General features: G+C 67.7%; 30 protein-coding genes and 1 other RNA gene. 12 read left to right on the top strand and 19 right to left on the bottom strand.

Annotated features, from left to right (window positions below; all coding sequences use genetic code 11):
• Nucleotides 1–186: 186 nt before the first annotated feature.
• Nucleotides 187–444 (bottom strand): hypothetical protein, encoded by a 258-nt coding sequence (locus EV645_RS17135; RefSeq protein WP_130444865.1) that lies wholly within the window; start codon nt 442–444, stop codon nt 187–189.
• A 154-nt stretch (nt 445–598) separates the two neighbouring features.
• Here EV645_RS17135 and EV645_RS17130 point away from each other — a divergent pair, with 154 nt between their 5' ends.
• The 3 genes from EV645_RS17130 (at nt 599) to EV645_RS17120 (ending at nt 3,291) form a co-directional block, all read left to right on the top strand.
• On the top strand, nt 599–1,168 hold the full coding sequence (locus EV645_RS17130; RefSeq protein ID WP_242000467.1) for a winged helix-turn-helix domain-containing protein: 570 nt from the start codon (nt 599–601) through the stop codon (nt 1,166–1,168).
• Nucleotides 1,165–1,866 (top strand): SRPBCC family protein, encoded by a 702-nt coding sequence (locus EV645_RS17125; protein WP_130444863.1) that lies wholly within the window; start codon nt 1,165–1,167, stop codon nt 1,864–1,866. Before EV645_RS17130 ends, EV645_RS17125 begins: the two co-directional genes overlap by 4 nt.
• A 246-nt stretch (nt 1,867–2,112) precedes the next feature.
• Nucleotides 2,113–3,291 carry an SGNH/GDSL hydrolase family protein gene (locus EV645_RS17120; RefSeq protein WP_130444861.1) on the top strand — a complete coding sequence of 393 codons (1,179 nt, stop codon included), beginning with the start codon at nt 2,113–2,115 and terminating at the stop codon, nt 3,289–3,291.
• 62 nt (nt 3,292–3,353) lie between these two features.
• Here the strand turns inward: EV645_RS17120 and EV645_RS17115 are convergent, their stop codons facing one another.
• Nucleotides 3,354–5,666 carry a M4 family metallopeptidase gene (locus EV645_RS17115; RefSeq protein WP_130444859.1) on the bottom strand — a complete coding sequence of 771 codons (2,313 nt, stop codon included), beginning with the start codon at nt 5,664–5,666 and terminating at the stop codon, nt 3,354–3,356.
• Between the two features lie 473 nt (nt 5,667–6,139).
• On the opposite strand from EV645_RS17115, the gene EV645_RS17110 reads away from it, so the two are divergent.
• From EV645_RS17110 to EV645_RS17100, 3 genes are read left to right on the top strand one after another with little or no spacing between them, the layout of a single operon-like run.
• Nucleotides 6,140–8,254 (top strand): FHA domain-containing protein, encoded by a 2,115-nt coding sequence (locus EV645_RS17110; RefSeq protein ID WP_130444857.1) that lies wholly within the window; start codon nt 6,140–6,142, stop codon nt 8,252–8,254.
• A 36-nt stretch (nt 8,255–8,290) separates the two neighbouring features.
• Entirely contained in the window at nt 8,291–8,713 is a 423-nt protein-coding gene (locus tag EV645_RS17105) for a MarR family winged helix-turn-helix transcriptional regulator (RefSeq protein WP_130444855.1), read from the top strand.
• Nucleotides 8,710–9,900 (top strand): epoxide hydrolase family protein, encoded by a 1,191-nt coding sequence (locus tag EV645_RS17100; RefSeq protein WP_130444853.1) that lies wholly within the window; start codon nt 8,710–8,712, stop codon nt 9,898–9,900. Before EV645_RS17105 ends, EV645_RS17100 begins: the two co-directional genes overlap by 4 nt.
• A 7-nt stretch (nt 9,901–9,907) precedes the next feature.
• Here EV645_RS17100 and EV645_RS17095 read toward each other — a convergent pair whose 3' ends face one another.
• The 3 genes from EV645_RS17095 to EV645_RS17085 are packed head-to-tail and all read right to left on the bottom strand — an operon-like array spanning nt 9,908 to nt 11,677.
• Entirely contained in the window at nt 9,908–10,450 is a 543-nt protein-coding gene (locus tag EV645_RS17095; RefSeq protein WP_157997089.1) for an SRPBCC domain-containing protein, read from the bottom strand.
• A complete protein-coding gene (locus EV645_RS17090; RefSeq protein WP_130444849.1) occupies nt 10,447–10,764 on the bottom strand; it encodes an ArsR/SmtB family transcription factor in 318 nt (105 codons plus the stop codon). The genes EV645_RS17095 and EV645_RS17090 overlap by 4 nt, the downstream gene beginning before the upstream one ends.
• 49 nt (nt 10,765–10,813) lie before the next feature.
• Nucleotides 10,814–11,677 (bottom strand): alpha/beta fold hydrolase, encoded by an 864-nt coding sequence (locus EV645_RS17085; RefSeq protein ID WP_157997088.1) that lies wholly within the window; start codon nt 11,675–11,677, stop codon nt 10,814–10,816.
• Between the two features lie 431 nt (nt 11,678–12,108).
• Here EV645_RS17085 and EV645_RS17080 point away from each other — a divergent pair, with 431 nt between their 5' ends.
• A complete protein-coding gene (locus EV645_RS17080) occupies nt 12,109–12,516 on the top strand; it encodes a nuclear transport factor 2 family protein (RefSeq protein WP_130444845.1) in 408 nt (135 codons plus the stop codon).
• A 2-nt stretch (nt 12,517–12,518) separates the two neighbouring features.
• Here the strand turns inward: EV645_RS17080 and EV645_RS17075 are convergent, their stop codons facing one another.
• The 9 genes from EV645_RS17075 to EV645_RS17030 form a co-directional block, all read right to left on the bottom strand.
• Nucleotides 12,519–13,775 carry a helix-turn-helix domain-containing protein gene (locus tag EV645_RS17075; RefSeq protein ID WP_242000466.1) on the bottom strand — a complete coding sequence of 419 codons (1,257 nt, stop codon included), beginning with the start codon at nt 13,773–13,775 and terminating at the stop codon, nt 12,519–12,521.
• Between the two features lie 520 nt (nt 13,776–14,295).
• Nucleotides 14,296–14,671: a transfer-messenger RNA gene (gene ssrA, locus EV645_RS17065) on the bottom strand.
• 94 nt (nt 14,672–14,765) lie between these two features.
• On the bottom strand, nt 14,766–15,434 hold the full coding sequence (locus EV645_RS17060; protein WP_130444839.1) for a YoaK family protein: 669 nt from the start codon (nt 15,432–15,434) through the stop codon (nt 14,766–14,768).
• A gap of 16 nt (nt 15,435–15,450) precedes the next feature.
• On the bottom strand, nt 15,451–16,011 hold the full coding sequence (locus EV645_RS17055; RefSeq protein WP_130444837.1) for a DUF1707 and DUF4870 domain-containing protein: 561 nt from the start codon (nt 16,009–16,011) through the stop codon (nt 15,451–15,453).
• Nucleotides 16,012–16,084: 73 nt separating this feature from the next.
• Nucleotides 16,085–16,558 carry an SsrA-binding protein SmpB gene (gene smpB / locus EV645_RS17050; protein ID WP_130444835.1) on the bottom strand — a complete coding sequence of 158 codons (474 nt, stop codon included), beginning with the start codon at nt 16,556–16,558 and terminating at the stop codon, nt 16,085–16,087.
• 21 nt (nt 16,559–16,579) lie between these two features.
• A complete protein-coding gene (locus EV645_RS17045) occupies nt 16,580–18,019 on the bottom strand; it encodes a M23 family metallopeptidase (RefSeq protein WP_130444833.1) in 1,440 nt (479 codons plus the stop codon).
• Between the two features lie 84 nt (nt 18,020–18,103).
• On the bottom strand, nt 18,104–19,015 hold the full coding sequence (gene ftsX / locus EV645_RS17040) for a permease-like cell division protein FtsX (RefSeq protein WP_130444831.1): 912 nt from the start codon (nt 19,013–19,015) through the stop codon (nt 18,104–18,106).
• 19 nt (nt 19,016–19,034) lie between these two features.
• Nucleotides 19,035–19,724 carry a cell division ATP-binding protein FtsE gene (gene ftsE / locus EV645_RS17035; protein ID WP_130444829.1) on the bottom strand — a complete coding sequence of 230 codons (690 nt, stop codon included), beginning with the start codon at nt 19,722–19,724 and terminating at the stop codon, nt 19,035–19,037.
• A 173-nt stretch (nt 19,725–19,897) separates the two neighbouring features.
• On the bottom strand, nt 19,898–20,947 hold the full coding sequence (locus tag EV645_RS17030; RefSeq protein ID WP_242000465.1) for a carbohydrate kinase family protein: 1,050 nt from the start codon (nt 20,945–20,947) through the stop codon (nt 19,898–19,900).
• 118 nt (nt 20,948–21,065) lie between these two features.
• Here EV645_RS17030 and EV645_RS17025 point away from each other — a divergent pair, with 118 nt between their 5' ends.
• The 3 genes from EV645_RS17025 to EV645_RS17020 all read left to right on the top strand — a co-directional run bounded on the left by EV645_RS17025 (nt 21,066) and on the right by EV645_RS17020 (nt 22,971).
• Nucleotides 21,066–21,449, top strand: coding sequence for a hypothetical protein (locus EV645_RS17025; RefSeq protein ID WP_233714559.1), 384 nt, complete (start codon nt 21,066–21,068; stop codon nt 21,447–21,449).
• Nucleotides 21,442–21,606, top strand: coding sequence for a hypothetical protein (locus EV645_RS41895; RefSeq protein WP_157997087.1), 165 nt, complete (start codon nt 21,442–21,444; stop codon nt 21,604–21,606). Before EV645_RS17025 ends, EV645_RS41895 begins: the two co-directional genes overlap by 8 nt.
• Before the next feature lie 120 nt (nt 21,607–21,726).
• A complete protein-coding gene (locus tag EV645_RS17020) occupies nt 21,727–22,971 on the top strand; it encodes an ABC transporter substrate-binding protein (RefSeq protein WP_242000464.1) in 1,245 nt (414 codons plus the stop codon).
• A 49-nt stretch (nt 22,972–23,020) separates the two neighbouring features.
• Here EV645_RS17020 and EV645_RS17015 read toward each other — a convergent pair whose 3' ends face one another.
• Nucleotides 23,021–23,224: a cold-shock protein gene (locus EV645_RS17015; RefSeq protein WP_130444821.1), complete on the bottom strand. Its 204-nt coding sequence runs from the start codon at nt 23,222–23,224 to the stop codon at nt 23,021–23,023.
• A 198-nt stretch (nt 23,225–23,422) separates the two neighbouring features.
• Between EV645_RS17015 and EV645_RS17010 the strand changes: the two genes are divergently transcribed.
• Nucleotides 23,423–23,830, top strand: coding sequence for a cytidine deaminase family protein (locus tag EV645_RS17010; protein ID WP_130444819.1), 408 nt, complete (start codon nt 23,423–23,425; stop codon nt 23,828–23,830).
• On the opposite strand, the gene EV645_RS17005 is transcribed toward EV645_RS17010, so the two are convergent.
• The 3 genes from EV645_RS17005 to EV645_RS16995 are packed head-to-tail and all read right to left on the bottom strand — an operon-like array spanning nt 23,790 to nt 25,385.
• On the bottom strand, nt 23,790–24,680 hold the full coding sequence (locus tag EV645_RS17005; RefSeq protein ID WP_130444817.1) for a zeta toxin family protein: 891 nt from the start codon (nt 24,678–24,680) through the stop codon (nt 23,790–23,792). The two genes, EV645_RS17010 and EV645_RS17005, sit on opposite strands and share 41 nt — an antisense overlap.
• Nucleotides 24,681–24,684: 4 nt before the next feature.
• Nucleotides 24,685–25,017 (bottom strand): YciI family protein, encoded by a 333-nt coding sequence (locus tag EV645_RS17000; RefSeq protein WP_130444815.1) that lies wholly within the window; start codon nt 25,015–25,017, stop codon nt 24,685–24,687.
• Nucleotides 25,014–25,385 carry a VOC family protein gene (locus EV645_RS16995; RefSeq protein WP_130444814.1) on the bottom strand — a complete coding sequence of 124 codons (372 nt, stop codon included), beginning with the start codon at nt 25,383–25,385 and terminating at the stop codon, nt 25,014–25,016. Before EV645_RS16995 ends, EV645_RS17000 begins: the two co-directional genes overlap by 4 nt.
• Nucleotides 25,386–25,414: 29 nt before the next feature.
• Between EV645_RS16995 and EV645_RS16990 the strand changes: the two genes are divergently transcribed.
• Entirely contained in the window at nt 25,415–25,951 is a 537-nt protein-coding gene (locus tag EV645_RS16990; protein ID WP_130444813.1) for a winged helix-turn-helix transcriptional regulator, read from the top strand.
• On the opposite strand, the gene EV645_RS16985 is transcribed toward EV645_RS16990, so the two are convergent.
• Nucleotides 25,921–26,913 (bottom strand): TIGR03842 family LLM class F420-dependent oxidoreductase, encoded by a 993-nt coding sequence (locus tag EV645_RS16985; protein WP_130444812.1) that lies wholly within the window; start codon nt 26,911–26,913, stop codon nt 25,921–25,923. The genes EV645_RS16990 and EV645_RS16985 overlap by 31 nt on opposite strands.

Below are 26,913 nucleotides of genomic sequence, written 5' to 3'. Positions count from 1 at the left end.
CATCCCAGAACCCGGCAACCGTTATCCAACCCACAGCCAAACAACACCGCCACCCCAGCCCGCGCGGCGGACTGCGACGTCCCCACATGCCGCGGCGGGGCGGCGTCCTCGCGTGCCGCGGCGGGGGGCGGGGTCCCCGCGTGCCGCGGCGGGCGGCGGCGTCTCCGCGTGCCGCGGCGGGCGGCGTTAGGTGAGGCGGGTGCGGATGAGGAGGTCGTGTAGGGCCGGCTCGGCTGTTGGGCGGTCGGGGAGGTGGCTTGCGGCCTCGGCCTCGTCGAGGGCTGTCTGGAGGCGGGTGACATCCTCGGACAATTGATCGGCCGACGGGCCATCCAGCGGCGCATGTTCGGCTTCGGCTTTGGCGGCCATCAGCTTGGGTAGATAGGCCGGCGCGCGGTCGAGCAACTCGCGCAGATCGGCCCGCTGCGCACCTCGCTCGGACATGCCGCCCATGCGCGCGTACCGGCGGATCTCCAGGCCATCACATTTGCGGGCTGCGGCCCACGCCCCGCAGGCCGCTGACACAGGCCGCCGATTGTGATGGCCTGGGGATCCGCATCCTCTTGACAAATTTTCCTGTCAATTGGAGATTGGCTTCATGATGCGGTACGTCGAGGAGCCGGAGAAGGTGCGGTTGGCGTTGTCGCCGATCCGGCGGCGGCTGCTGGAGCTGCTGCGGGAGCCAGCGTCCGCGACCCAGGTGGCGGCTGCGCTCGACCTGCCTCGGCAGCGGGTGAACTACCACCTGCGCGAGCTGGAGAAGGCCGGGCTGGTCGAGCTCGTCGAGGAGCGGCAGCGGCGCGGGTTCACCGAGCGGATCCTGCGCGCGTCCGCCGGCCTGGTGGTCGATCCAGGCGTGATGGGTCGGGCGTTCACAGAGATCCAGGACCAGTACGCCGCCGAGCACCTGGTCGAGGTCGCCGCCGGCACGGTGCGCGATGTAGCGCGGATGCAGAGCGCGGCCGACGTCGAGGGGAAGCGGCTGCTGACATTCACACTCGAGGCCGAGGTGCGGTTCGCGGAGCCGGGTGATGTGCACCGGTTCACCGATGCGTTGACCGCGGCCGTACAGCAGGTCGTCGAGCAGTTCGACAGCGAAGGCGGACGGCCGTACCGATTGATCGCGGGCGGTCATCCGGCACCCCGCCGTACCGAAGGAGAGTCATGAAGATCGTGGTCACCGTCGCGGCGCCGGTCGAGGCAGTCTGGGACGCCCTGCGGAACAAGGAGAAGATCCGGCACTGGCACGGCTGGGAGTACGAGGGGCCGCAGGGTGGATTGGAGGAGGAGATCGATCTCATCTACTTCACCGAGACGACCGAGGAGGGTACGACGCTGACGCTCGGCCACGGCGACCGGTTCGAGGTCGAGCCGTTCGAGGGCGGGTCCCGGGTCACGCTGACGCGTGCGGCGCGCGGCGCCAACCCTGAGTGGGAGGCGTACTACGACGACGTCACCGAAGGCTGGATCACCTTCTTGCACCAACTTCGCTTCGCCGTCGAGCGGCATCCGGGCGAGCCCCGGCACACCCTGTTCTTCTCCGGCACCGGCCCGGTGTCGCCGATCACGGAGCTGGGCATCCCCGCCGAGCAGGCCGGCGCACCCGTCGAGCTGGAGCTCGTTGGTCAGCCCATCAAGGGCGAGATTTGGTATACCAGCGAGCACCAGGTCGGTCTGACAGTAGATGCCTGGGGCAACGGTCTGCTCGTGCTCAGCCACCTCCCACCGGGCGAACAGAAGCCGGACGGCGCCACGATGGCGATCCTGTCCGTGTACGGCGACGCCGACCGCGACGAACTGGAGACCCGCTGGCGCGCGTGGTGGCAGCAACGCTGGCCCGAGGAACTCAACCTCCTCGGAGGCTGACCAGGGGCTGCCCCGGGGCGGGGCCTGACGCGGGACCGGGCGGGACTGGGCGAGACGGGGCGGGACGGGGCGGGACTGGGCGGGATGACACGGTGGTGACAGGGCGCAAACGTGTCAGTACGCTCGGTCTACCAATGATGGTTACCCGGGAGTACCTTGACGCCGACGGTGATCTGGTGGGGGTCCTGAGATCACCGAACTCCGGCGAGAGAGGCCTTCCGGATGAGAGTTCCGAGAAGTCGTCGAGTGTCCGCAGCAATCCTCCTACTCTCCCTGACCGGGCTCGGCCTGGTCGCTCCCCCGGCACACGCCGACGGCCCTGGCTCTGGTACGCCATACGTCGTCACCGTTGGGGATTCCTACATCTCGGGTGAGGCCGGCCGCTGGGCCGGTAGCTCGAACGACTCCGAGGCACCGGCCGACGCGCTCGGTGCTCACGCCTACCACGACAACGCGAGCCACACCGCCGAGCAGATCCCGCGATGCCACCGCAGCCAGTCTGCCGAGGCGTACATCGGCGGCGGCGTCGGCGGACTGAACCTGGCCTGCTCCGGCGCGAAGACCACGACCGCCACCGGCGACTACTTCAAGCCGGGCATCGACTTCTACGACGACGGCGCCGGCAACCTCGGTCAGGCGAAGATGCTGCAGCAGTTCGCCGTCAGCCACAACGTGAAGCAGGTCGTGGTCTCGATCGGCGGCAACGACTTCAACTTCGCGTCGATCGTCACCCAGTGCGTGCAGGACTTCCTGCTGTCACCGTCCTGGGATCCCGACTACTGCAAGGACGACTCGTCCGTCGTCGCCAACTTCACCTCCGCCAACATCACCACCGTCCGCGCCAGAATCGCGACCGCGTTCCAGAACGTCCGCACCGCGATGCGCAACGCCGGGTACGGCGACACCGCGTGGAGCCTCGTCGTACAGACGTATCCGTCGCCGATCCCGTCGGCCAGCGGGTTCCGGTACAGCCAGAGCGGTTTCACCCGGCAGAGCACCGGCGGCTGCGGCTTCTGGAACGCCGACGCCGACTGGGCCAACGCGACCGCACTGCTCACGATCAACAACACCGTCCGCGCCGCGATCGGCCAGTCCGGCCTCGGCAACGCCCGCCTGCTCGAACTCCAATCCGCCTTCAACGGCCGCCGCCTGTGTGAGAAGACTGTCGGCCTGTACGAGGAAGTCGGCCTCAGCTCCTGGACCCAGCCCACCGCCGTCGACAAGACCGAGTGGATCAACCAGATCCGCACCGTCACCACGATCGGCTCGAACTACTTCATCCAGGAGTCCCTACACCCCAACTACTGGGCCCAACTCGCACTCCGCAACTGCGTCCGCCAGACCTACACCCAGAACCGCGGCGGCACCTGCACCATCGCCGGCACCGGCCTCGTCAACGGCGAGCCCAGGATGTCCCTCAACTGAGCCGCAACCTGAGCCGGCCGCCGCACCCCCGAAGGTGCGGCGGCCGGGTTCTTTTCAGGGGGTCAGCTCAGGTTGAGGCCCGTGTCGTCGACGACGAACGAGGTCTGCAGGGAGCTGTCTTCGGTGCCGGTGAAGCTGATCGACACCGTCTGGCCGGCGAACGACGAGAGGTTGAACGACTTGAGCGAGTAGCCGCTCGCCTTGTTCAGGTTCGAGTACGTCGCCAGCGTGGTCGAGCCCGCCTTCACCGTGAGCTTGTCGTACTGCGTAGTCGTAGTGGTCTCCGCAGAATCGATGTGCAGGTAGAAGGTGAGCGTTGCCGCGCAGCCGGACGGGATGGTGACCGACTGGCTCAGCGTGTCGGTGTGCGTCTGGCCGTAGCCGTCCATCCATGCCTTCCAGGTGCCGCTGTGCGCGGGCTGGGAGGTGGTGTTGTCGATCACTCCGGCCGAGGCCGACCACGGCGACGCCGTACCGGTCTCGAAGCCCGCGTTGCCGAGCTTCTGGCCGGGCGAGGAGCAACCGCCGCCGACGGAGCTGACGGTGATGCTGAACGACGTGCTGCCGGATCCACCCGCGCTCGCGGTGGCCGTGGCCGTCACGTTGTAGGTACCGGCGGTGGTCGGCGTACCGGAGACGGTGCCCGTGGAGGAACCGATGGTGATGCCGGCCGGCAGACCGGTGGCGGACCAGGTGTACGGCGCGGTGCCGCCGCTGGCCGTCAGCGTGAACGACGCGATCGCAGTACCGACCGTGCCGCTCTTGTTGCCCGGGTTGTTGACCGTGACGCCACCGGAGACGGTGCACGTCGGGTCACCCGACTGCGCCGGAACGCTGACCGCGTCCCACGCCGCCTTGACGGTGTTGAACTCGGTGCAGCTGCCCGGGTACAGGTTCTTCGCCGCGGTCAGGGTCCAGGTGCGGTACTTCAGGTACGAGCTGCTGCTGGTCTTCATCAGCATCGCGTTGTACATGATCTTGATGGCCTTCTGGATGCCCAGACCGGTCACCGACGAGCTGTTGCAGGTCGGCACGTTCGGGTTGCCGCCGCTACCGATGGACAGCAGGACGAACCAGTGGTCGCCAGGACCGGCTGCCGCGTGCACCTCGGAGCCCGGGATCGAGCTCGAGTAGCAGTTCGGGTCGCCGACCGCCGACGGGTTGTACATGTTGCGGATCGGGCCGCTGCCGACCAGGTTGACCTCTTCACCGACCAGGAAGTCCGGCGGGTCGTAGGCAGAACCCTGGTTGCTGTAGAACTCGGTGGCCGCGCCGAAGGTGTCGGCCACGAACTCCTGCGTGCCCGAACCCGAGATGCCACCCGGGGTGTGGTCGTCGATGCCGTGGCCGAGTTCGTGGCCCACGACGTCCATCGAACCGATCCAGCCGCCGGCCGTGTTGTGGCCGACCTGCACCTGCGTGCCGTCGTAGTACGCGTTCTCGTCGTTCAGGCCGACGCGGATCGGCCAGCCGCCGCCGTTGCCGTCGAAGCCGTTACGGCCGAGCCAGTCGGTCAGCATGTGCCGCTCGGTCTGCGCGGTGAACAGGGCGTCGACGCAGCCGGTCTCCTTGTTGGACGCCGTCCCGTTGCCCCAGTTGTCGTCCGGACCGGAGAACGTGGTGTTGTTCGCCGCGTCCTGGCAGGACTGGTTGGTGGTGTTCGGGTCCTTCATCGAGTACGTGCTGCCGGACAGCGTGGTGTCCAGGTGGACCGGGTTCGGTCCGCTGTACGCCGCGGTGCCGTTGCCGGCCATCACGTGCTCCTGCGTACCGAGCACCTTGCCGCTCTGCGCGTCGACGTACACCGACAGACTCGACGGCTCGCTGGCGCTGCGGCCGGTGACCCGGGACTGCCAGGCGAGCTTCGGAGTGCCGTTGAGCGCGTAGACCGCGAGCGTCGGCGTGGTCGAGGAGTCGACCTTCTTCAGCTGCTTGGTCGCCGTCTTCAGCGCTGCCGCGGCGGTCACCTTGGCCGTCGTCGACAGGTCGGGTACGGCGGTGGTCTGGGCGACCGAGGTGGATTTCACGGCCCCCTTGGCGTCGGTAACGACGACGAAGTCACCACCGATGACCGGGAGACCCTTGTACGAACGCTCGTAGGGGACGTACTGCAGGCCGGACGGCTCCGAGATCACCGATTTCGCGGTGAACTTGTCGTCCTTCGAGGCGTGCAGTGCGCTCGGCCGGCCGGCGACCAGGGACGACGCGGAATCGACGGCGAACGCCTTCGACTGCGCCTGCGAGGGCCGGGGCGGGGGTGCCGCACTCGGCGCGGCCCCTGCGGCCGACGTACCGAATCCGGCGAGTGCTGCCGCGGCGAGGCCGGTAAGCCCCAGTACGACGGCAGGCTTGCGAGAACGCTGGAACAAGACCATTGGTATTGGTCCCTTCGCGAATACGGTGCTTTGGGCGGGTTGCGCCTCGCCGGACTGCAGGCGGTGCACCACTCCGCCCGGAACCTCCGGCCTACTCATCGGGCCTGTTACTGGGTCCCCCTTTTCATCCGGCCCCGATGAATCGCGCGGGGGGACACTATGTCCGCGACCCCACCCGGGCAAGGCGCTACCGTGCCGTTGGCACCGCAAAGACAACTGATCGCGTTGTCATCGCTACTAACAGCTGACAAAGGCGACCGAATCCTGAGATTTGTGACAACCGGAGGCTGTACGCCGGGAGCGTCGGGCCGGGCTGTGAGGGGGTTGTCGCGGAGGGTGCTGGTGGGGTACTGCCGGTGGTCCGGAGCGGGCGCGGATGGCAGAATCGCGCAGACGGGTTGGCTGTGGCGGGGTGCGACACGCCGGCAGCGGCGCGACGGAACGCGATCACGATGACGCCGGCTGGGGTGTGAGTGGAAACCGAATTCGTGCTGTCGCTCGGTGAGCAGCGCTGGACGCTGCCGGCCGGGACCGACACGTTCACCATCGGCCGCGCCTCCAACGCCGACATCCGGCTACAGGCCGACGACCAGATCTCCCGCATCCACGCCCGCCTGTCCCGCGACGGCACCACCTGGACCCTCCACGACGAGTCCCGCAACGGCACCGGCCTCAACGGCCACCGCATCACCGCCCCCACCGCCCTCAGCACAGGCGACCGCATCCACATCGGCCGCTCGATCCTCACCTTCCACAAATCCACCAGCCCCGACCGGGTCATGCCGGCCACCACCCAGCCGGACGGGGTCGAGTCGAACGAGGCCGGGTCGGGCGAGGCCGGGTCGGGCGAGGCCCGCGCCGCGGGACACCGGTCCCCAGCCGCTCCGGGTCCGGGTGCGGCTGCTGGTGCTGCTCCAGGTTCTGCTGTGGCTGCGGGTGCCGCTTCGGGTGCGAGTGCGGGTGCAAGCTCCGGCACGGCGGCGCCCGAGTACGCGCCTGCCGAGCCCCGGTATGAGCCCACGCCCGTCTCCGGATACACGCCCGAGCCCAACCCGGCGTACGCGCCGGAGCCCGACCCGGGGTACACACCTGAGCCCACGCCCGGCGCCTCCCCCGCCGCTCGCGGGCACGAGCCTGCGTCCGACCCCGGGTACGCGCCTGAGCCCACGCCCGGGGGCTCGCCCGACGCGCGCGGGTACGAGCCTGCCGACTCGGGATACACGCGTGAGCGCAGGTCCGGGGGCTCGGCCGACGGCCCCGGGTACGCCGGCTTCGCGGCTCAAGAGGCGCCTTCAGTTGCCCCGCCGGGACCTGCGGGTCCTGCGTCCGGTGGAGCGTTCCCGCCCGCTGAGGAGCCGTGGGGAGCTGACGCGGTCGGCGGTGGTGAGGAGTACGGCGGACTGGCGTACCAGGGCGACGCTGCGGCCGAGTACCAGGCCGCCGAGTACCAGGCGGACGAGGCCGTCGGCGGTGGTGAGGAGTACGGCGAACCGGCGTATCGGGGTGAGGAGGAGTACGGGGCTGCTGGGGTTGTGCCTGGGTTTGAGGTTGAGGAACCGGTCGGGCGGGCGGGCGATGGGGGTTGGGCGGCTTATCCATCGGCTGACAATCCGGAGCCGGTTCGGTCGCCGTGGGAGATCTCGGCGCGGGTCGAGCAGGCGGAGCCGAACTGGAGCCAGTCGGACAACTGGCCGGAACCGAGCAGGGCGCCGGCGGAGCGACGGCTGCCCGGCGCGGACCGGCGTACGAATGCGGATCGACGCGCCAACGCAGACCGGCGGACGAACGCCGAGCGCGGCGCCAGCACAGACCGCCGGACGGATGCCGAGCTGGGCACGAACGCAGACCGCCACACGAACGCAGAGCGGAGCTCGAGCGCGGAGCGGCGTGCGGCGGGGGGCGAGGGGGATGCCGTCGGGACGGTGCGGCTGCCTCGTCTGCTGATCGTTAGCGCGGGGATCATCGTCCTCGGGCTCATCGTGAACCTGATCGTCACGTTCCTCGCCGACGGGCCTGGGGGCGCGCTGCGGTGGCTGGTGCCGCCGGGGATTGCGTTGGTGGTGGCAATGGTGCTCGCGTTGCTCGATGCGGCCGCGCCGAAGGACCACCGTCCCGGACGGCTCGACGTGTCGATTCTGATCGCGATCGCCGTCGTGCTCGTCGGCGTCGGCGTCGGCGGGTTCGTGCTGACGGCGGGCACGGAGTACGTCGGCGGCTACCTGACCGGCAACGAATCTGGTGAGGACCGGCTGGTCAAACCCATCGCGAAGCCGTCCGGCGCGGTCACCGTCACGGTCGAGAACGTCACGTATACAAGCCATTTCACCCGCGTCGAGGTGATGCTTGCCAACGGCGCCAAGGAGCCGGTCACGATCCCGATCGCCGGAGCGACGTTCACCGCCGCGGACGGCACCGCCCTGCGCGCCGACACCCGGCGCAGCAGCTGGCCGAGCAAGGTGGCGACCGGCGGCACCCAGCACGGCACGATCACGTTCAAGGGCAAGCTCCCGGACAGCGCGGACGCCGCCGTCCTCACGTTGAAATCCGGCGAGACCGCGTTCGCCGTACCCGTTGCCCTCAGCAACTGACTTGAACATACATCGAAAATTGATATAGTCGTCGGCATGGATGTCGATCGGCTGACCACTGTCATCGAGGACTTCAACACGATCTTCATCCGGCTGCCGTCGGTGCGGAGATTCAACTTCTCGACTCTGTCGGTGCTGCACACGCTGAACCGCAAAGGCCCGCTGCGACTCACCGAGCTCCTCCCGACGGAGCAGCTGAAGCAGCCTGCCCTGACCAGCCTGGTCGCGAAGCTCGAGCAGGACGGTCTGCTCGAACGCCGCCCCGACCCCAGCGACGGCCGGGCCAGCCTGATCTCCCTGACCAGCGCGGGCCAGGAGATCGTCCACTCCCGGCACGCGCACCGGGTCGCGAAATTGACCGCACTCGTCGACCAGTTGACGCCCGAAGAGCGTGCCCTGCTCGCGGGCTCCGTCGACGTACTCCATCGCTTGACCGAGCTTGCGGAGGATTCCCCATGATTCCAACGCCCATCCACGTGTCCGACGACGTTCTCGAGGATCTCCGTCGGCGTCTCCTGGCGACGAAATGGCCCCGCGACGCCGGCAACGACGACGGCTTCTACGGAGTACGTCGTACCCGCCTGCAACCGCTCGTCGAGTACTGGGCCGACGGCTTCGACTGGCGGGCCGCCGAGCGCGCGATCAACGCGTACGACCACTACCGGGTCGACGTCGGCGACGTACCGGTGCATTTCATGCACAAGCCCGGCGTCGGTCCGAACCCGATCCCGTTGATCCTGAGTCACGGCTGGCCGTGGACGTTCTGGCACTGGTCGAAGGTGATCGACCCGCTCGCCGACCCCGCGTCGTACGGCGGTGATCCGGCGGACGCGTTCGACGTGATCGTGCCGTCGCTGCCCGGGTTCGGCTTCTCGACGCCGACGCGGCCGGACATGAACTTCTGGAAGATCGCCGACGTCTGGCACTCGCTCATGACGGAGGTCCTGGGACACCCGAAGTACGCTGCTGCCGGGTGCGACGTCGGCGCGCTGGTGACGGGACAGCTCGGGCACAAGTACGCCGATGAGCTGTACGGGATGCACATCGGATCGGCGCTGAAGCTGTCGTTCTTCAACGGCGATCGCGGGTGGGACCTGAGCGGCGGCAACCCGATCCCGGCCGGTCTCCCGCCGGAGATTCACGCCCGGATCATCGAGCTCGAACACCGCTTCGCGTCGCATCTCGCCACACACGTCCTGGACCCGAGCACGCTCGGTTTCGGTCTCGCCGACTCACCGGCCGGCATGCTCGCGTGGATCCTGGAACGCTGGCAGAAGTGGTCCGAGAGCGAGAAGGCGTTCACCGACGACGATCTGCTCACGCACGCGACGATCTTCTGGGCGGGCAACGCGATCGACACCTCGATCCGCACGTACGCCAACAACAACCGCTACCCGTGGACGCCGTCCCACGACCGTACGCCGGTGATCGAAGCGCCGACCGGGATCACCTTCGTCAGCCACGAGGACCCGCCCGGCGTCCACACCCCGCAGGAACGCGTGGACAACTTCCTCGCCAGCGACCGCGCGCCTTGGTACAACCACGTCAACATCACCGCTCACCCGAACGGCGGCCACTTCATTCCGTGGGAGCTCCCAACGGAATGGACCGACGACCTCCGGCGTACGTTCCGCGAGCTGCGCTGACGCGCGGTCAGCGGACGGCGGCCGACAGCGCTTGGTAGGCGGTGACGAGCTCGGCCCGGTGGGACTCGGTGTCGGTACGCTCGCTCCCGGCGAGGTACGCCGCGAGGTTCTCGGCGTGGATCTGCCAGCCGGTGCCGAAGTACTCGATCTTGTCCAGGGGGACGCCACGCACCTCGATGGTGAGGATCGTCTGCTCGCCGTCGGCGGTCAGCGTGGCTTCGATCGTCTTGTCGAACGGCGCCGGGCCGTTGCCTCGGTCCGCCGATTCGACGGTCTCCCTGGTCGTGACCCGCACATTTCGCGGCGGTTCGCAGACGTCGACGCGTCCGGTGCTGTGCAGGTCGGCGGCCTCGACGTACAGGGTGAAGTCGCCGCCGAGGCGAAGATCGCCGTCCACCTTCCCGTACCACCGGGCCAGCCGGTCCGGCTCGGTGACGGCCGACCAGAGATCGTTGATGTCGGTGTCGTAGCGGTCCTCGATCCGGACGACGCCCGCGCCGTCGGCCGCAGCCAAGCGGCCCAGAACCCGACTTGCTCCGCTGGATGTCATTTGTCGCTCCTCTTTCCCCTGGCGATCTCGGTGTGCAGCGCGTCCAGCCGCTGCTCCCAGAGAGCGCGGTACCGTCCCAGCCATTCGTCGAGCTCGGCCAGCGGCTCGGACCGCAGGCTGTAGACCCGGCGCTGCGCTTCCTGCCGGCTGTCCACCAGCCCCGCCTCCCGCAACACCTTCAGATGCCGGGAGACCCCGGGGCGCGCGATCGGCAACAGCTCCGCCAACTCCCCCGCGGTCGCGGGACCGGCGGCCAGCGCCTCTACCAGCGTCCGTCGACCGTCATCGGCCAGAGCCCGCAGTACAGCTTCCATGGCTCTTATGTAACCACCCGGGTACGTAACCGTCAAGATACATAAGTGGTCAGATAGTCCGCAGCGACGCCTCGAGGTCGTGGTCGACGTACCCGTGGCGCTCCCCGCGGACGAGGTGCAGACGGATCTGCTGGGCGATCGTGTCCGGGGCGTTGACGTCGGGCGCGTTGTGGTCGAGGCCGGGCAGGATCGTGTACTCGGCGCTCGGCAGGATCGTCGCGAGCTGCGGGAGTACTCCGGTCAGGTACGCGGGCGACTTCTCACCACCGAGGAGAAGGGTCCGCGACGCGATCCCGGCGTACCGGCTGCCGTCGGAGTCGAGCCGCGCGACCTCGCCGATCTCGGCCGGCGTCGTCGGCATCATCTCCCGCGTCTCGCGTCCACCCGAGCCGCGCAACATCAGCAACGAGATTGCCCACCGCAACGGACCGGCCCGGAACGGCAACAAATCAGTGCCTTTGAGGAACGTAGCCATCGCGGCCACCTTCCGCCCGTCACCCAACTGTTGCCTGAACACATCCAGCCAACTCGCATCGAACGACCCGCCGATGCTGACACCCGGCTCATAAGCAATCAACGCATCCAACGGCTGCCGCAATCCCACATGCAGCGCGATCAGCCCGCCGTAACTATGCCCGAACACCACCCGAGCCCCGGTGTGCTCCATCACCGCAAGCACATCATCAGCCTCGGTCTCGATGCTGTACGCCGTCCCGCGCGGCGCGCTGGCACCCCGCCCACGCCGCTCAACCACATGCACCGTATGAACCCCAGCCAACCCCCGCGCAAGCCGCTCGTAGTGATGCGCCCGCCGATTGTTCCCCGGAATTACCACCACCCCAGGCCCGGCCCCCGTGCTGGACACCTCGACCCCGTCGACCAACGACCGCCGCCACACCTCGGTACGCCCCATCCCCAACCCTCCCTGATTCACACCCCTACCATCCCCAACACCACTGACACACCCCTGACTTCCCGCTGGCACGAACTCAATTCCGCGAATTCGGACCGCCGCCCGCACGGAGCGTCTCGATGCGGCGCCGTACGGTGCGTGCCAGCCGGTTGTGTGCGCGAGGGACGCATGGGAGGCCCGGCCGTCCTCACCGAGGGCGTCGAGAAGGGCACGGTCGGCATCGGCGAACGCGGACCGGCGATGGTTCAGCCGATTCCTGAGCTGCAGCGCTGCCTCCCGGTTCCTAAACGGCTCGGAACGGTCTATAGCTGTAAGAAGGGACGTGGTCCCGGGGGAAGGCTTTCGCCGTGGTGCCGTTGGCATCCGGGCCGATCTGACACTGCGCAACTGGGGTGAACTGCGCCCCCGGCCACGCGACAGGGGAGGCTCTCATGGCGAGCATGAACGACAACATCAAGACGGTCGAGGCCATCTACGACGCATTCGGCCGCGCGGACGTCGGCTTCATCGTCGACCAACTCACCGACGACGTCGACTGGTCGTCCGTCTCGGAACTGCCGATCGCGCCATGGCACGGCGCCCGGCACGGCACGGCCGAGGTCCAGACCTTCTTCCAGCAACTGGCCGAGACCATCACCGTCACCGAGTTCACACCACTGTCGTTCGCCTCCAACGACACCGACGTGATGACCATCGTCCGCTTCAGCTCAACCAGCATCCGAACCGGCAAGTCCGGCACGATGGAGCTACACCACTGGTGGCGCTTCCGCGACGGCAAGGTCTACCACTACCGAGGCACCGAAGACACCGCCCTAGCCGCCCAACTACTCACCGACTGACGTCAGACGGAGCGTAGGGCGTCCTCGAACTGCCTGACGTGGCTCTCGCCGGGGAAGTGCCGCTGCAGTTCCTGGTCGAGTTCTGCCGCGACCATGCGCAGGTGCACCTTTGACTGGCGGCCCTCCTTCAATCCCTCCATGCCGAGACTGACAGCCTGCTCGAGGTCGCCTTCACGGCCCGCGACGAACCCGAGGTTGATACGGCACTCGGAGATCCGCATCGGTGACAGCTCCGTCCCATCAGGGGCGGTGTTGTCCCGGATCACTTCCTGTGCGTACCGGGCGGCCTGTTCGTTGTCGCCCGCCATCCGGTGTACGTCCATCGAGTAGTAGTCCCACTTCGCCGGGTCGACCTTGAAGTGGTTGTCGGGGCGGTCTGGGTACGGCAGCCGTTGAAGCATGTCCCTGCCGGACTCCAGCAGCACAGTCAGCCCAGCTTCACCCAAGCGGGCTTTCGCTTTCGCCTCCTGGGCTTTCAGCTGGACAGTGACACTGGAGTTCGGTGCCGCCTCCTGCCCCTTCAGCGACGCAGCGACGGCCTGACGGAACCGGCCCTGTGTCAACGCGAACCACGCAGTCATCTCGTGGCCCCATCCGACGATCTCAGGGTGACCGGCCTCCAACCCCAGCTGGAGCGCGGCAACCCTGGTGGACTCGGCTGCTGTCCCCATGCCCAGGTCGTACTCGACGCAGCCCGCGAGGAGAGCGAGCCAGCCGCCGGCCACCAGAAGCTCCGAATGGGCCTTCAGACCGACCGGGCGGCGCAGCAGCACACCGACGTGCTGGAGCCACTCGTGGGCCTCTTCACGCAGTCCTAGGGCGTCCCTGCGGTTGTACTGGCAGCACAGCTCTTCGACTGTGGCATGGAGCTGTTCGAGGGTCGCGGAGGTGGTGTCACTGACCTGCATTTTCTGGACGAGCTCTGCGGTCTGCCACGGTGTGTCGTTCAGCCGCGCGGCCACGTCCTGCCGGGCGGCTGCGATCAGCTCGCCCGTCGCCTTCAACGCCCGGTCGCAGGCGCTAGCAAGGTCATCGGTGGCGGTCTTGCGGCCGTTTTCGATGTTGCTCAGGTATGACCGTGAGTAGTTCGTGGCGCGCGAGAGATCCCCGAGCGACCAGCCGCGGTGGCCCCGGTATTCGCGTAGACGGCTCCCGAACGTCACGCCCCAAGTGTTACCCACCGTCTGTTTCCCTGTCTCCTTGTGTAGTGGGATACGCGGGAATCGTAGTTCCACGGCTTCCCTGGCCTGATGCTTCAACCATGGACGACGCGAAGTCGGGAACCTCGAGGGGCGGCACATCCTGGCCGACTCTTCGGGCAGCGCAGGACTTCGAATGCGATGGGCGCAACCCGCTGACAGACCGAGTCTGTGTCCTCGGCCATCACCAAGGGTTCCACCGGGACGAGGTCGGCGCTGAGTGGCTTGACGACGGCACCGAGAACTTCCGCCCGGACTGGTTGAAGCAGCGACCGTACGACCCGCGGGACTAGACCGGCGGGGCGTGCATGTCGATCCCTGCATCCGTGCCCGCCCCGCCTTCCACATCGGACCGTGACCACCAGGGGAGCAGAACTGTCACCGCTGATCGAGCAACTTGAGAGTCTCGGGATCGCCTTGGACGAGGGGCTGATTACCCGTGGGGAAGCGATCGCGTGCCTGATCGAATGGCGTGCGCTATCGCCCAAGGGGGCCGCCGAAATGCTCGACGACTGGCCCGAAGCGAGAGCAGACAGCAGAACGCGCAGGTCAGATGGGTCTGACCTGCGCGTTCTCAAAGGGGTGGAGGTGGCGGGAATCGAACCCGCGTCCTTCGGCGGGGTTTCAAGACTTCTCCGGGCGCAGTCTGAATGGCGCTTTTCTCAGCCCCAGCGTTTGTACAGACATCTCGCTGACAGGCTCAGTCACTGTAAATGTCCCGTGTTAACCCCGTGACCGGGCTAACACAGCAAGCTTCCTAGCTGAGGCCAGGAACCGGGTCGGAAGCATCCCCGGGCTGACCGCTACTTTAGTGCTCGGCCGTCAGGCGGCGAGAGCGTAGCTAGTGCGCGATGTATTGGCACTTATTGGTTTCCAGAGATCGTTAACGAGATAACCCTGGATCCTCGGCCCGCTTCCCTTGGAACCAACGTCCAAAGTCGAAACCGTTCACCCCCTGTTGAGTTGTCAAACTCCCACCGCCCCGGAGGGTGGTGGAAGATCCACACTATCAAGTCCAACGGACCGACCGCATCTGACATTCCCCAAGCGTCACTCGGCGGGCCCCACCAGGAAGATCACCGCGGCGACGGCGACGACCGCACCGGCGAGCGCGATCACCCAGCCGGTGGTCGACCGGAGTAGCAGCGCGCCGACGGCGGCACCGCCCAACATGGCCGCGATCGAGCCCAGCCGGCGGTACGGCCTGGCGGAGCGTCCACTCCCGAGCACACTGTCCGCGGCCAGCCCAGTCAGAGTCAGCGTGAGCACCGTGGTCGTCATGTCGCGCGGCGCCACGTGGCGAACGGTCGCGTTCTGCAGTCCGAAACACGCTGCGAGCGCCGCGATCAGCAGGTACGACGTCCCGCCCGATTCCCGGAGTACGCCGACGCCGACCAGCAGCCCGCACGTCCACAGCACGACCGCCTGAGTCCCGAAGGCGATCCCCAACCACCGCCGGGGTCGCTCCTCGAGTACCCGAGCCGCCCGTCCCCCGGCCAGCGACCCCAGCACGAACCCCACCACCGCCACCAACGGCGGCCCGAACCGGAACCCCGAGTCCGGCGCCACCGCGAACCCGAGGAACACCACGTTCCCCGTCATGTTCGCGACGAAGGTATGCCCGAGCTTCAGATAGCTCACCGCGTCGATCAACCCGGTCGCCGCGGTCAGCCCCAGGAACGCCCCGACCTCCCACCGCACCCCGACCGGAACGCTCACGCAGAAAGCGTAGGGCCTACTTGATCAACCGGAGCGTGAACGGGTAGCGGAACTTGCCGGTGGCAGCGGTGGCCAGGCCGCCGATGCCGGTCAGCAAGAACCAGAGGATGCCGAGGATGGGGAACAGGAACCCGAAGAAGCCGTGGGTGAACCCGGTGATGATGCCGAGGGCCGCGAAGGCGCCGACGGCGGTCAGCTGGAAGTTCAGGGCCTCGACGGCGTGGCGGCGTACGGCGGGGTTCTTCTGGCCGGTGGTTGCGACCACGATGGCCGGGCCGACGAAGAAGGTCGGGTACCCGAGCCAGTGGGCGACCGTACCCATGCCGCGGCCGTCACCCTGGTACTGCTGGATCGGCGCAGGGCGGGTGAAGGCGGCGGGCGCGAACGTCGGGACGGGCCGGGCGACCAGGCCGTCGAACGTGCTGTTCAGCTCCGCGCGGGTGCGGGCCTTCAGGGCCTTCTCGAGCCGGAGGTCGAACTCCATGTGGTCGAGCCGGCCGTCGGCGTACATCTCTTTCAGGATCTCGACTGCGCGGTCCCGTTGGGCCGGCGTCACCAGCAGGTCTGAAGTGGACATGCTTCCACTCTGCGTGCAGGCGACCGTTCACCCCATCGGGTTCAGCCCGGAGCAACCCCTGAGCGGACCCCAGTCAGGGGCGGTGGCGGTCGGAGAGAGCTCGTTGGGCTTCGCGGTTGGCTTGGCGTTCGGCCAGGGCGTGGCGTTTGTCGTAGTCCTTCTTGCCGCGGCCGGTGGCGAGCTCGACCTTCGCGTAGCCGTCCTTGAAGTACAGCGAGAGCGGGATCAGCGACACGCCCTGCTGCTCGACCTCCCGGATCAGCTTCTGCACCTCGTCCTTGTGCAGCAGCAGCTTCCGCGCACGGCGCGGCTCGTGGTTGGTCCACGTGCCGTGCTTGTACTCCGGGATGTGCATGCCCTGCAGCCACAGCTCGTTACCGCGGACAGCGGCGAACGCGTCGACGAGGGAGGCCCGGCCCTGCCGGAGGGACTTGACCTCGGTCCCCGTCAGCACCAGCCCGGCCTCCACCACGTCCTCGATGTGGTAGTCGTGTCGCGCCTTCCGGTTCTGCGCGATCGGCTTCTGCTGGCCGGTCTGTTTCACCATCCGACCAGTATCCCAGATCGCTCAGAGCCACTTCATCGGATTAACGACGTTCCCGTCCTGGTAGACCATGAAGTGCAGGTGGCAGCCGGTGGAGTAGCCGGTGGTGCCCGACCAGGCGATGATCTCGCCCCGCCGCACCCGCTCGCCGACATGCGCCTTGTACTTCGACAGGTGGTTGTAGACGGTCGTGATCGACCGGCCGTCCATCACGCCGTGTGAGACGAAGAGCCGGTTCCCGTAACCGCCGTTGTAGTACTTGTCCGTCACCACCCCGTCAGCCGCGGCGCGCACCGGCGTACCGCAGGGAGCGCGGAAGTCGGTGCCGTCGTGCAGCTTCCAGTAGTGCAGGACCGGGTGGAAGCGCATCCCGTACGGCGAGGTGATGTAGCTGCTCACCGGGTAGCTCAGCCGTCCGTCGCCCGACCCGCCCGGATCCGGGATGTTCCGCGGCGGCCGGTGCTCCTTGCGTGCCTTCTCCCGCTCGGCCTTCTCGGCTGCCGCCTTCCGGCGCGCGGCGGCTGCCTTCTCGGCCTTCGCCCGCGCGATCAGCAGCTGCTCGACCCGCGCCCGCTCCCGCAGCAGCGAGTTGTACTGCGCGAGCTCGGTGTTCTTCTCCTTCTCAGCGGCCTTGAACGCGACCAGCTTGACCTTCGCGACCGCCGCCGCCTCGGCCTTGTCGGCCGCAACTTGCTTGGTCAGCTCGGTGACCCGCTCTACCGTCGCCGCCGCCTCGGCCCGAGCGGCCTCGGACGCCTTCTCCGCGGCCGCGACCTTGACCCGACGGCTGGCGAGCTCCGCCTGCGCGTTGTTCAGGTTGGTGATCGCGTTGCTCTGGATGCCGAACACGTTCCGCTGGATCTGCATCCCGGTGGCGATATCGGCAGGCGCGGCGCCGCGCAGCGCGATCGACAGCCCGACCAGGCTGTTCTGCTGCTGGTACGCCGACCGTACGGCGCGACCGGCGACGGCGCGCTTCTCCGCGATCAGCCTCTCGCCGGCCTCGACGTCGGCCACCGCCGTACGCAGCGCCGCCTCGGCCGCGGCAAGCTTGCCCGCGGCAACCGCATCGGCGGCCTTCGCAGCGGCCAGCTGGCCCTGCGCGGCGGCGTACCGGACCTGGACGGCCTGGTACTTCGTCTCGGCTTGGTTGTACGCGGCAACGGACTTGCCGAGCTGGTCGGACGCGTCGTCGAGATCGGCCTTCTGCTGGCCGAGCTGCGCGTCGAGCTGTTTCTTCTTGGCGACTGGATCCGGCGGTTTCGCCTCTGCCGGTGCAGAGGGAACCGCCGCCAGAACTCCGGCGGACAGGGACAGGACAAGGCAGCATGCGGCAACCACCGTCTGCCGGCCCGGCGGTCGCGTGCGTGATCGCTGGTACGGAGTGGTGGAGGTGCCGGTGCTGTCGTCTCGCTTGATGCTCCCCCGCTCGCGCGGGTTCGCACCGGGGAAGTGCGGGACCACAGGTCGACCCCTTGCTCTGGGTTCAGTTGTGCGTAACAGGAGTGACTGCTGTTACTCCTGTTAACGCACGATAAGGCACCCGGATCAGACTTTGAGGTATTTCCGCGTCGTCAGGAATGTCGGGATGACGGCCAGGATCAGGCCGACCACGACCATGATCAGCGTCGCGCGGAAGGTTTCGGTCGCGCCGACCCACTGCCAGACCCGGAACGTCTCCTGGGCCCGCTGCATGACAACGAAGTACACCCCGACCCACAAGGTGCCGCAGGCAAAGACCGCGCCCACCAGGGCCGCCAGCACCGCTTCCAGCAGGAACGGCAGCTGGATGTAGAAGTTCGAGGCGCCCACCAGGCGCATGATGCCTATCTCCCGTCTCCGGGCGTACGCCGCCAACCGGATCGTGTTGGAGATCTGCATCAGGGCGGCGACCAGCAGCAGTCCGGCCGCTATCAGCGCACCGACTTGCAACCCGTTGAGGGCCTTGAACAACGGATCGAGGTACTGCCTGAGGTCCTGGACCGTATCGACGCCTGGTAGGCCGCTCACCGCGCTCACCAGGTTCTGATATCGCTGTGGATCCTTCAGCTTGACCCGGAAGGACTCCTGCATCTGGTCCTGGGTGACCGTGCTGACGATCGGCGAGTCCTTGTACAGCTTCTTGAACGACTCGAACGCTTCGGACTTCGACTCCGAGAAGACGCCGTCGGGCGCGGTGTCGGGGTTGGTCTGGATGACCTGCTGGATCCGGTTCTTCTGCTCCTGGGTCACCTCGGTGCCGGCGCAGCCGCGGCCGCCGGAGTCCTTGGTGCAGAGGAACACCGAGATCTGGATCTTGTCGTACCAGTTCCCCTTCATCAGGTCGACCTGCTCGCGGGCGAGCAGCGCGCTGCCGAACAGCGACAGCGAGACCCAGATGGTGACGACGACCGCGATCGTCATCGACATGTTCCGCTTCAGGCCGATCCCGAGGTCGGACAGGATGTAGTTCAAGCGCATCAGTCAGTCAGTCCCCTGGTCAGTGCTGGTAGCCGTAGACGCCGCGCGACTCGTCGCGGACGACGTGGCCGTTCTCCAGCTCGATCACGCGCTTGCGCATCTGGTCGACGATCGACACGTCGTGGGTGGCCATCACCACGGTCGTCCCGGTGCGGTTGATCCGGTCCAGCAGCTTCATGATGCCGACCGACGTACCGGGGTCGAGGTTTCCGGTCGGCTCGTCGGCGATCAGGATCATCGGCCGGTTCACGAACGCGCGGGCGATCGCCACCCGCTGCTGCTCACCGCCGGACAGCTCGTCCGGCATCCGGTCTTCCTTGCCGTCCAGGCCGACCAGCTCGAGCACCTCGGGCACGGTCTTGCGGATGTGCGAGCGGGGCTTGCCGATCACCTGCAGCGCGAACGCCACGTTCTCCGCGACGGTCTTGTTCGGCAGCAGCCGGAAGTCCTGGAACACGGTCCCGATCTGGCGGCGCATCTGCGGGATCCGCCAGCTGGCCAGCCGGTTCAGGTCCTTGCCGGCGACCATGATGTGACCGCGGGTGGTCCGGTGCTCACGCAGTACCAGGCGAAGGAACGTCGACTTGCCGGACCCGGAGGTGCCGACCAGGAAGACGAACTCGCCTTTCTCGATCTCGACGTTGACGTTCAGCAGAGCGGCCTTGGACTGGCCCTCGTACGTCTTGGACACATTCTCGAAGCGGATCACGGGTTCATCCGGCCGTGGTCGGGAACAGGAAGCGGCGCGACGGTAACCACGAAGTGCACCGTACGCCACCGGAGCGGCCGGCGATCAGTCTAGGCGTTCCCGGGCGTGCCGCCGACCAGGCCTGCCGGTCCGAGGGCCCGCGTCCGATACCCGGTGCGTTTGAAACGGTCGTGTCAGGCGTCCGACTGGCGCGCGATGGTTGCCGACGCCCGGCGAACGATCGGGACCGGCCCCTCGGGGAGCACGTCGCCGATGAACGTGTAGTGCTCGAGGACGGCCGGGTCGACCTCACCGGGGCGGTGCCGGGTGTGGTCGCGGACCCAGTCGATGATGTCGCCCCATCCCGGCGCCGCGAGCGATCCGCCGAAGTGCTGGACCGACAGGCCCGCACAAAGGTTGCCGAAAGCAAGCCGATGGGCCAGCGGCCAACCGCGGAGCGTGCCGAGGACGAGCGACGCGAGGAAGACGTCACCGGCGCCGGTCGGGTCGTACGAGCGCACCGGCAGCGCCGGCACCTGCTCCTCCTCACCGGTCGTCGAGTCGATCGCCAGTACGCCGTCCGCGCCGTTCGTCACGACCGCGAGCGGCACCCGGTCGGCCAGCTTGTGCAGCGCGGCCTTCGGCGTGTCGGTCCGGGTGTACGACATCGCCTCGGTCGCGTTCGGCGTGAAGGCGTAGAAACCGTCCAGTACGTCGAGAACGGCCGGGGACCACTCGTCCGTCGGGTCCCAGCCGACATCACCGAACAGCAGCGCGCCGGACTCTCGCGCCTCGACGGTCCAGCCGGGCAACTCGTCGGCGACCGGCACGATCGCGGACCGTGTCTTCAGGCCGGGACCGACCAGCTTGCTCGGGTCGCCGGGCGCCTCGTGGGCGTGCGTGACCATCGCACGGTCCCGGTCGATCGACATCGAGACCGTGACGGGCGAGTGCCAGTGGCCGATCCGCCGCGAGTGGGACAGGTCCACACCCTCCTGGTCGGCCAGGGTCCGCCAGCAGAAGTCGGCGTACACATCGTCACCGAAGACGGCGGCCAGGCCGCTCTTCAGGCCGAGCCGCGCGGCCGCGATCGCGAAGTTCGCGACACCGCCCGGGCAGGAGCCCATTCCCTCGGCGAAGATCTCGGTCCCGGTGGTCGGGGCGGTTTCCAGGCCGGTCATCACGATGTCGTAGAACACCGTTCCTTGTACGAACACGTCGTACATCTCGGGTCCGTCGGTCACGGTGACACCGCTCCTTGTCATCCTGGGTCAGCTCTGCCGGTGTTTGTGGGGGGCGGGTGGAATGCTCCTTCGTAACATCATCGACCGGTCAACACCATGCAATTGGGAGGCGCGTGAGGTGATCCCCACCTGGATCTCGATCGTTGGCGTCGTGATGACGGTGCTCAGTCCACTGCTCGCGCTCGGCGGCGTCTTCCTCGGGTCGTACCTGGTCCGCAAGTCCGATCGCGAGCTCGACACCTGGCGGCACCGTGAGGAGACCATGCGGATGGTCCGCTGGGCGGTCGAGCAGATCCTCGACGGCGAGGACGACGCGGGCACGGACGCCGGTGTGGTGACGCTGCGTTCACTGATGCGGTCGGAGTTGTTACAGCCTGAGGACTACGACCTGGTCGCCGCGCTGACTGCCGCGGTAGCGATCGACCGCGTCGGTGCAGCCGCGTACGCTGATATTGCGGATGCAGACATCGAGGTCGTCGAGGGAGACAGTGACAATGGCTGAGAAGAAGACCGTGAAGGTCTCCCGCCAGGCCGTCGAGCTGGCCCGGTTGCATGTCGAAGCCGCCCGCAAGGCCGGCCGCAAACCCGATGCCGGCGTCGCCCGGATCGCGAGCGCCCGCCCGGGCAACGGCGCAGGTGCTGCGCCGGCCCCTGCCTGATCCCTGGAATTACCGTCTTCGACGCCCCGCCGCCGACGTAGAGTCAGCGGATGCGCACGGGCTGTGGGACCGTGCGGGACTGGAGACGGCGTGATGAGCGGTGGGGTCAGCAGGCGGAGCGTGCTGGGATTCGGGGCCGGACTGGCGGCGATGGCCGTCGCCGGATGTGGCTCCAACAGCGGGCGGCCCTCGAGTAGCGGGAGTGGCGACAAGCCGGCGCTCCAGCAGTGGTACCACCAGTACGGCGAAGCGGGTACGCAGCAGGCGGTCGAGAAGTACGCGAAGGCGTATCCGGACGCGACCGTGACGATCCAGTGGTCGCCGGGCGACTACGAGAAGAAGGCCTCGACCGCGCTGCTCACCAACCAGGGGCCGGACACGTTCGAGTACCCGAACGGTCCGACGATCGACATGATCAAGAGCGGCCAGGTCGTCGATCTCAGTGGCATCCTGGGTGACGCCAAGGACGACTTCAACGCGGCGCTGGTCGAGCGAATGTCGTACCAGGGCAAGCTGTACGCGATCCCGCAGGTGATCGACATGCAGCTGATGGTCTACCGCAAGAGCATGCTGACCGCAGCCGGCGTACAGCCGCCGCAGACCGTCGACGAGCTGCTCGCCGCCGCGAAGAAGCTGACCAACGACAAGGTGAAGGGGCTGTTCGTCGGCAACGACGGCGGCGTCGGCGTGCTGGGCGGACCGGCGTTGTGGTCGGCCGGACTCGACTACCTGACCGCCGACAACCAGTTCGGGTTCGACGACCCGCTCGCGGCCGAGTCGCTGAGCAAGCTGCGCGAGCTCTGGACCTCGAAGGTTCTGTTGCTCGGGGCACCGACCGACTGGTCCGACCCGTCCGCGTTCACGCAGGGGCTGACCGCGATGCAGTTCACCGGGCTGTGGACGCTGCCCGTGATCGAGAAGGCGTTACCGGGCGACTACGGCGTACTCCCCTGGCCGAAGCTCAACGCGACCACCGGCAAGGCGAGCGTGCCCGTCGGCGGGTACGGCGCGTGCGTGAACGCGAAATCGACGAACATCGACGCGGCGAAGAAGTACATCAAGTGGTTGTGGGTGGACCAGACCGACGACCAGCTCGACTTCGCGCAGTCGTACGGCTTCCACGTCCCGGCCCGTAAGAGCCTGGCCGGCAAGGCGGACAAGCTCAAGTCCGGTCCGGCCGCCGACGCGGTCAAGCTGCTCACCGAGAACGGCCGTCCGCAGAACCCGATGCTGTGGTCGCCGAAGGCCAGTACGGCGTACTCCGACGCGCTGAACCGGATCATCCGCAGCGGGGCCGACCCGGCCGCGGAGATCAAGAAGGTTCGCACGGTCACCGAGGCGGAGCTGAAACGGATCGCCGGCTGAGAACGAACCAGCCGCGGCCCCCACGAATGGGAGCCGCGGCTGTTCGGAGTCAGACGACCTTGACGTTCTCCGCCTGCTGGCCCTTCGGGCCCTGGGCGATGTCGAACTCGACCCGCTGGTTCTCGTCGAGGCTACGGAACCCGTCGGTCTGGATGGTGGAGTAGTGGACGAAAACGTCCGCTCCACCGCCGTCGACGGTGATGAAGCCGAAGCCCTTGTCAGCGTTGAACCACTTCACAGATCCCTGTGCCATGTTGATGCTCCCTTGTCAGAGATGAGGCGCACCGCGGTCGCGGCAGGCCCGGCGTTCGTCGCACCGGCGCGGCACACCATCTCTCGCAAGAAACGATCGAGATAAACCACAGCTACTGAAACTAGACCTAGTACATCCAACCACGCCTGCGGCAAATTTGTTCCATCCGGCGTGGGCTGACGTGGCAGGCTTGGCCGCATGCTCTCCCTGCAACCGCTCACCGACGACGACCGCGAGCTGATCGAACTGGCCCGCCGCACGGTCGACGCGAACACCGACGGACCCGACGGCGTCTACACGATGGGCGCCGTGGTCCGCGGTATCGACGGCCGGATGTACGCCGGCATCAACCTCTACCACTTCACCGGCGGCCCCTGCGCCGAGCTGGTTGCCCTCGGCCGCGCCCGCGCGGAGGGTGCCCGCGAGCTCACGACGATCGTAGCCGTCGGCAACGAAGGCCGCGGCGTCAACGGACCGTGCGGTCGTGATCGGCAGGTCCTGCTCGACTACCACCCCGAGATCAGGGTGATCCTGCCGGGGCCGGAAGGGCCCGGATCGGTTCCGATCATCGACCTGCTTCCGGGTGCTTTCCGCTGGACGCCCTGATCCTTGAGCGTGCGCCGGTGATGTCCGGCGTACTGCGGGTCCGTGGCGAGTCGATCAGCCCGGATGCTCGAAGCGCACGGAACTGGGTCAGCTTGGGTTCGGCCAGCCTGTCGATCGCCCGAACCATATCGGTGTCGGGCGGGAGCGTGGCGCGGATCTGCTGAAAGCGTTCCACCCGCTGAGCGCTCCACGGCTGATCTTGCAACCTCTTGAGCTCTCGTTCGGCCGCATCCGGCGAGCCGCGGAAATCAGCTCCAGGTACTGCGTTGTCGCGGGTGACGAGGTGGAGACCCGCGCACGCGTCCGATCGGGCGATCGCCTGGACGACTCGCGGCAAGGCTTCGACACTGGCCGCGTGGTCTTCCGCGGTAATCAGTCGACCACCGTGGTTGTAGTACCTGTCCGCGGCGCTCAGCAGGCTCTCGGCCGGTTGGGTGGCGACCACAGCCACCACGACGCGATAGTCGTGCGCGCGGTGGTACTCCAGCTCACCGACCGCCAGCTGCTCGCTGTAGCAAGGTTGGCTCGTGACCAGGTCCCAGCCTTGTTCGTGGATCTCGGACTCGGCGAGATACGTCAGGTAGTTGATGTCGTCGAGCAGCTGTAGCTCGTTGCCCCCAGCAAACTCTGGATGCGCGGCGAACAGGTCGTCCGCCTCCAGCCGGCACGCCCCCGCGAGCCCCAAGGAAGCGGCGAGCGGTTGCATCACGCTCGTCTTACCGCTCGCCTCCTGCCCGGTGACAAGCAAGGCCGTCTTCGGTCCCGCCTGCCGCGACCCGTGCAGCTCCGGCCGGACCCTCCGACGAAACACCTCCCCCAGGGCACCGTCGTCGAGGATCCGTCCGCTCACACAGTCACGCTAACCGCACCTCGCCCTCGCGGAACCACCAGGTAATGACTTCGGCCTCGAGCATGCCCGCCCGCACGGCCGGATCCTCCGCCGCGTGCTTGCGCGCCTCGTCGATCCCGGTGCGGTAGACGCACAAGCCCCGCAGTACCTGGTCGTCATGATCGCGGAACGGGCCGGCCGCGCCCATCACGCCGGCCGCTCGCTTGCCGTCGAGGAAGTCGAGGTGGGCCTGCTGGATGCGGTCCGCCTCGTCGTCGGTGAAGTCCGTCGGAGTCGGCGGACGGCGGAGCAGGACGAGCGTCAGGCTCTCCATGCCCGGGCGCGGCGGTGTGCTCACGCCAGCCTCTCGGCGAGCATGAAGGTGTTGCCGTCGGGGTCGTAGAAGGTTGCGAGGCGGACTTCGTCGGCGATCTGTCGTGTTTCGCCGTCGAAGCGGGTGCCCAGCGACTCCAGGTGTCCGCGTGACTTGTCGATGTCGTGGACGCCGAACGTGACCACGACCCCGCCGTCGGTCTTCGGGTCCTCGACCTGGCCGAGGCCGATCGAGATCCCGGGCAACGGTGTGCTCAACTCGGCCCAGCCCCAGGACTCCAGCCGGTGTACGACCTCGAAGCCGAGCGCCTGCTCGTACCACTGCACGGCTCGCTCCAGGTCGGAAACGTCCAGCGCGCAGACCGCGCGCCCGTCGTACTCGATCCCACCCATAGTCCTGTTTTTATACTAAGCTTACTTTCGTGTCAACGCTTGCCCGCCTGGTCCATTTCCGCTGGGCCGTCCCGGTGCTGGCCGAGCTCCACCGCGGCCACGGCGGGCGATTCGTGAACCTCAGCCACACCCTGGGCGTGAGCCGCGAGTCGCTCCGGCGAACGCTGGCGTTCCTCATCGAGACCGGCCTGATCCAGCGCAACCCGGGCAAAGGGCACCCGCTGCGCCCGGAGTACCTGCTGAGCGACCCGCGACTCGGCGCGGACGCCGCCGTACTCACGGATGTCCTGGAGGACCTGGGCGTCACCGACGTGGGCCTGAAGAAGTGGTCGCTGCCGACCCTCACCTTGCTGGTCGAGGAACGACGCTTCTCGGAGATTCGCCGCGCGCTGCCCGGCGTCACGCCACGCGCACTGACACTGACGCTCAAAGATCTCGAGGCGGCCGACCTGATCAGCCGCACCGTCACCGACGACTACCCGCCCGCAACCGTCTACCGAGCCACCACGCCGGGCCTGCAGTTGGCGCACGCGGCTCAGAAGCTCGGGATGATGGCCTTGCCGTAGGCGGCGAGGGTTTCTTCCTTGGCGTCGTGCTGGAGGTAGAGCGCGAACTGGTCTACGCCGAGGTCCTTCAGTTCATTCAGCCGGGCGAGGTGGTTCTCGACCGGTCCGAGGATGCAGAAGCGGTCGACGACCTCGTCGGGGACGAAGGCGGTGTGGGTGTTGCCGGCGCGGCCGTGTTCGGCGTAGTCGTAGCCCTTGCGGCCTTCGATGTAGTCCGTGAGTGCCTTCGGCACGGCGCCGCTGGACCCGTAGCGCTCCACGATGTCAGCGACGTGGTTGCCGACCATGCCGCCGAACCACCGGGTCTGTTCGCGCTGGTGATCCAGGTCGTCGCCGACGTACGCCGGGGCCGCGACACAGAACTTGATCGCCATCGGATCGCGGCCCGCCTGCTCCGCGGCCCGCCGTACCGCGGTGATCATCCACTGGGCGATATCGGGATCCGCCAGCTGCAGGATGTAGCCGTCACCGACCTCCCCCGTCGCGGCCAGCGCGCGCGGACCGTACGCCGCGACCCACACGTCCAGCGCGCCGTTGTCGACCCACGCGAACTTCAGCTGCTGCCCGCGGTACTCGACGGTCTCGCCGCGGGCCAACGCGCGTACGACCTCGACGCACTGCTTCATCTCGGCGATCGTCCCAGGCTTCGCGCCGAGCGTGCGCAGGGCAGAATCGCCGCGGCCGATCCCGCAGATCGTCCGGTTGCCGAACATCTCGTTCAGCGTGGCGAACTGGGAGGCGATCACGGTCCAGTCCCGCGTTCCCGGGTTCGTCACCATCGGCCCGACGATCACCCGCTGCGTGGCGGCCAGGATCTGGCTGTAGATGACGAACGGCTCCTGCCACAGCAGATGCGAGTCGAACGTCCACACGTAGCCGAACCCGGCGTCCTCCGCCTTCCGGGCCAGCTCCACGACCGTGGACGCGGGCGGATCACACTGGAACACCACACCGAAGTCCAC

The organism is Kribbella rubisoli, assembly GCF_004217145.1.
In the GTDB taxonomy this organism is placed as follows: Bacteria; Actinomycetota; Actinomycetes; order Propionibacteriales; family Kribbellaceae; genus Kribbella; species Kribbella rubisoli.
Note: the sequence above shows the minus strand (reverse complement) of the source record. Positions and strands in the feature narration are given on the sequence as shown.

Excerpts from the sequence above, each read along its gene's own strand:
- EV645_RS17080 (WP_130444845.1), top strand. The coding sequence starts at position 12,109 with ATGGCGAGCATGAACGACAACATCAAGACGGTCGAGGCCATCTACGAC.
- ftsX (WP_130444831.1), bottom strand. The coding sequence starts at position 19,015 with ATGCGCTTGAACTACATCCTGTCCGACCTCGGGATCGGCCTGAAGCGG.
- EV645_RS17015 (WP_130444821.1), bottom strand. The coding sequence starts at position 23,224 with ATGGCACAGGGATCTGTGAAGTGGTTCAACGCTGACAAGGGCTTCGGC.
- EV645_RS17100 (WP_130444853.1), top strand. The coding sequence starts at position 8,710 with ATGATTCCAACGCCCATCCACGTGTCCGACGACGTTCTCGAGGATCTC.
- EV645_RS17090 (WP_130444849.1), bottom strand. The coding sequence starts at position 10,764 with ATGGAAGCTGTACTGCGGGCTCTGGCCGATGACGGTCGACGGACGCTG.
- EV645_RS17135 (WP_130444865.1), bottom strand. The coding sequence starts at position 444 with ATGTCCGAGCGAGGTGCGCAGCGGGCCGATCTGCGCGAGTTGCTCGAC.
- EV645_RS17115 (WP_130444859.1), bottom strand. The coding sequence starts at position 5,666 with ATGGTCTTGTTCCAGCGTTCTCGCAAGCCTGCCGTCGTACTGGGGCTT.
- EV645_RS17095 (WP_157997089.1), bottom strand. The coding sequence starts at position 10,450 with ATGACATCCAGCGGAGCAAGTCGGGTTCTGGGCCGCTTGGCTGCGGCC.
- EV645_RS41895 (WP_157997087.1), top strand. The coding sequence starts at position 21,442 with ATGGCTGAGAAGAAGACCGTGAAGGTCTCCCGCCAGGCCGTCGAGCTG.
- EV645_RS16995 (WP_130444814.1), bottom strand. The coding sequence starts at position 25,385 with ATGGGTGGGATCGAGTACGACGGGCGCGCGGTCTGCGCGCTGGACGTT.
- EV645_RS17010 (WP_130444819.1), top strand. The coding sequence starts at position 23,423 with ATGCTCTCCCTGCAACCGCTCACCGACGACGACCGCGAGCTGATCGAA.
- EV645_RS17125 (WP_130444863.1), top strand. The coding sequence starts at position 1,165 with ATGAAGATCGTGGTCACCGTCGCGGCGCCGGTCGAGGCAGTCTGGGAC.
- EV645_RS17055 (WP_130444837.1), bottom strand. The coding sequence starts at position 16,011 with ATGTCCACTTCAGACCTGCTGGTGACGCCGGCCCAACGGGACCGCGCA.
- smpB (WP_130444835.1), bottom strand. The coding sequence starts at position 16,558 with ATGGTGAAACAGACCGGCCAGCAGAAGCCGATCGCGCAGAACCGGAAG.
- EV645_RS17085 (WP_157997088.1), bottom strand. The coding sequence starts at position 11,677 with ATGGGGCGTACCGAGGTGTGGCGGCGGTCGTTGGTCGACGGGGTCGAG.
- EV645_RS17130 (WP_242000467.1), top strand. The coding sequence starts at position 599 with ATGATGCGGTACGTCGAGGAGCCGGAGAAGGTGCGGTTGGCGTTGTCG.
- EV645_RS17105 (WP_130444855.1), top strand. The coding sequence starts at position 8,291 with ATGGATGTCGATCGGCTGACCACTGTCATCGAGGACTTCAACACGATC.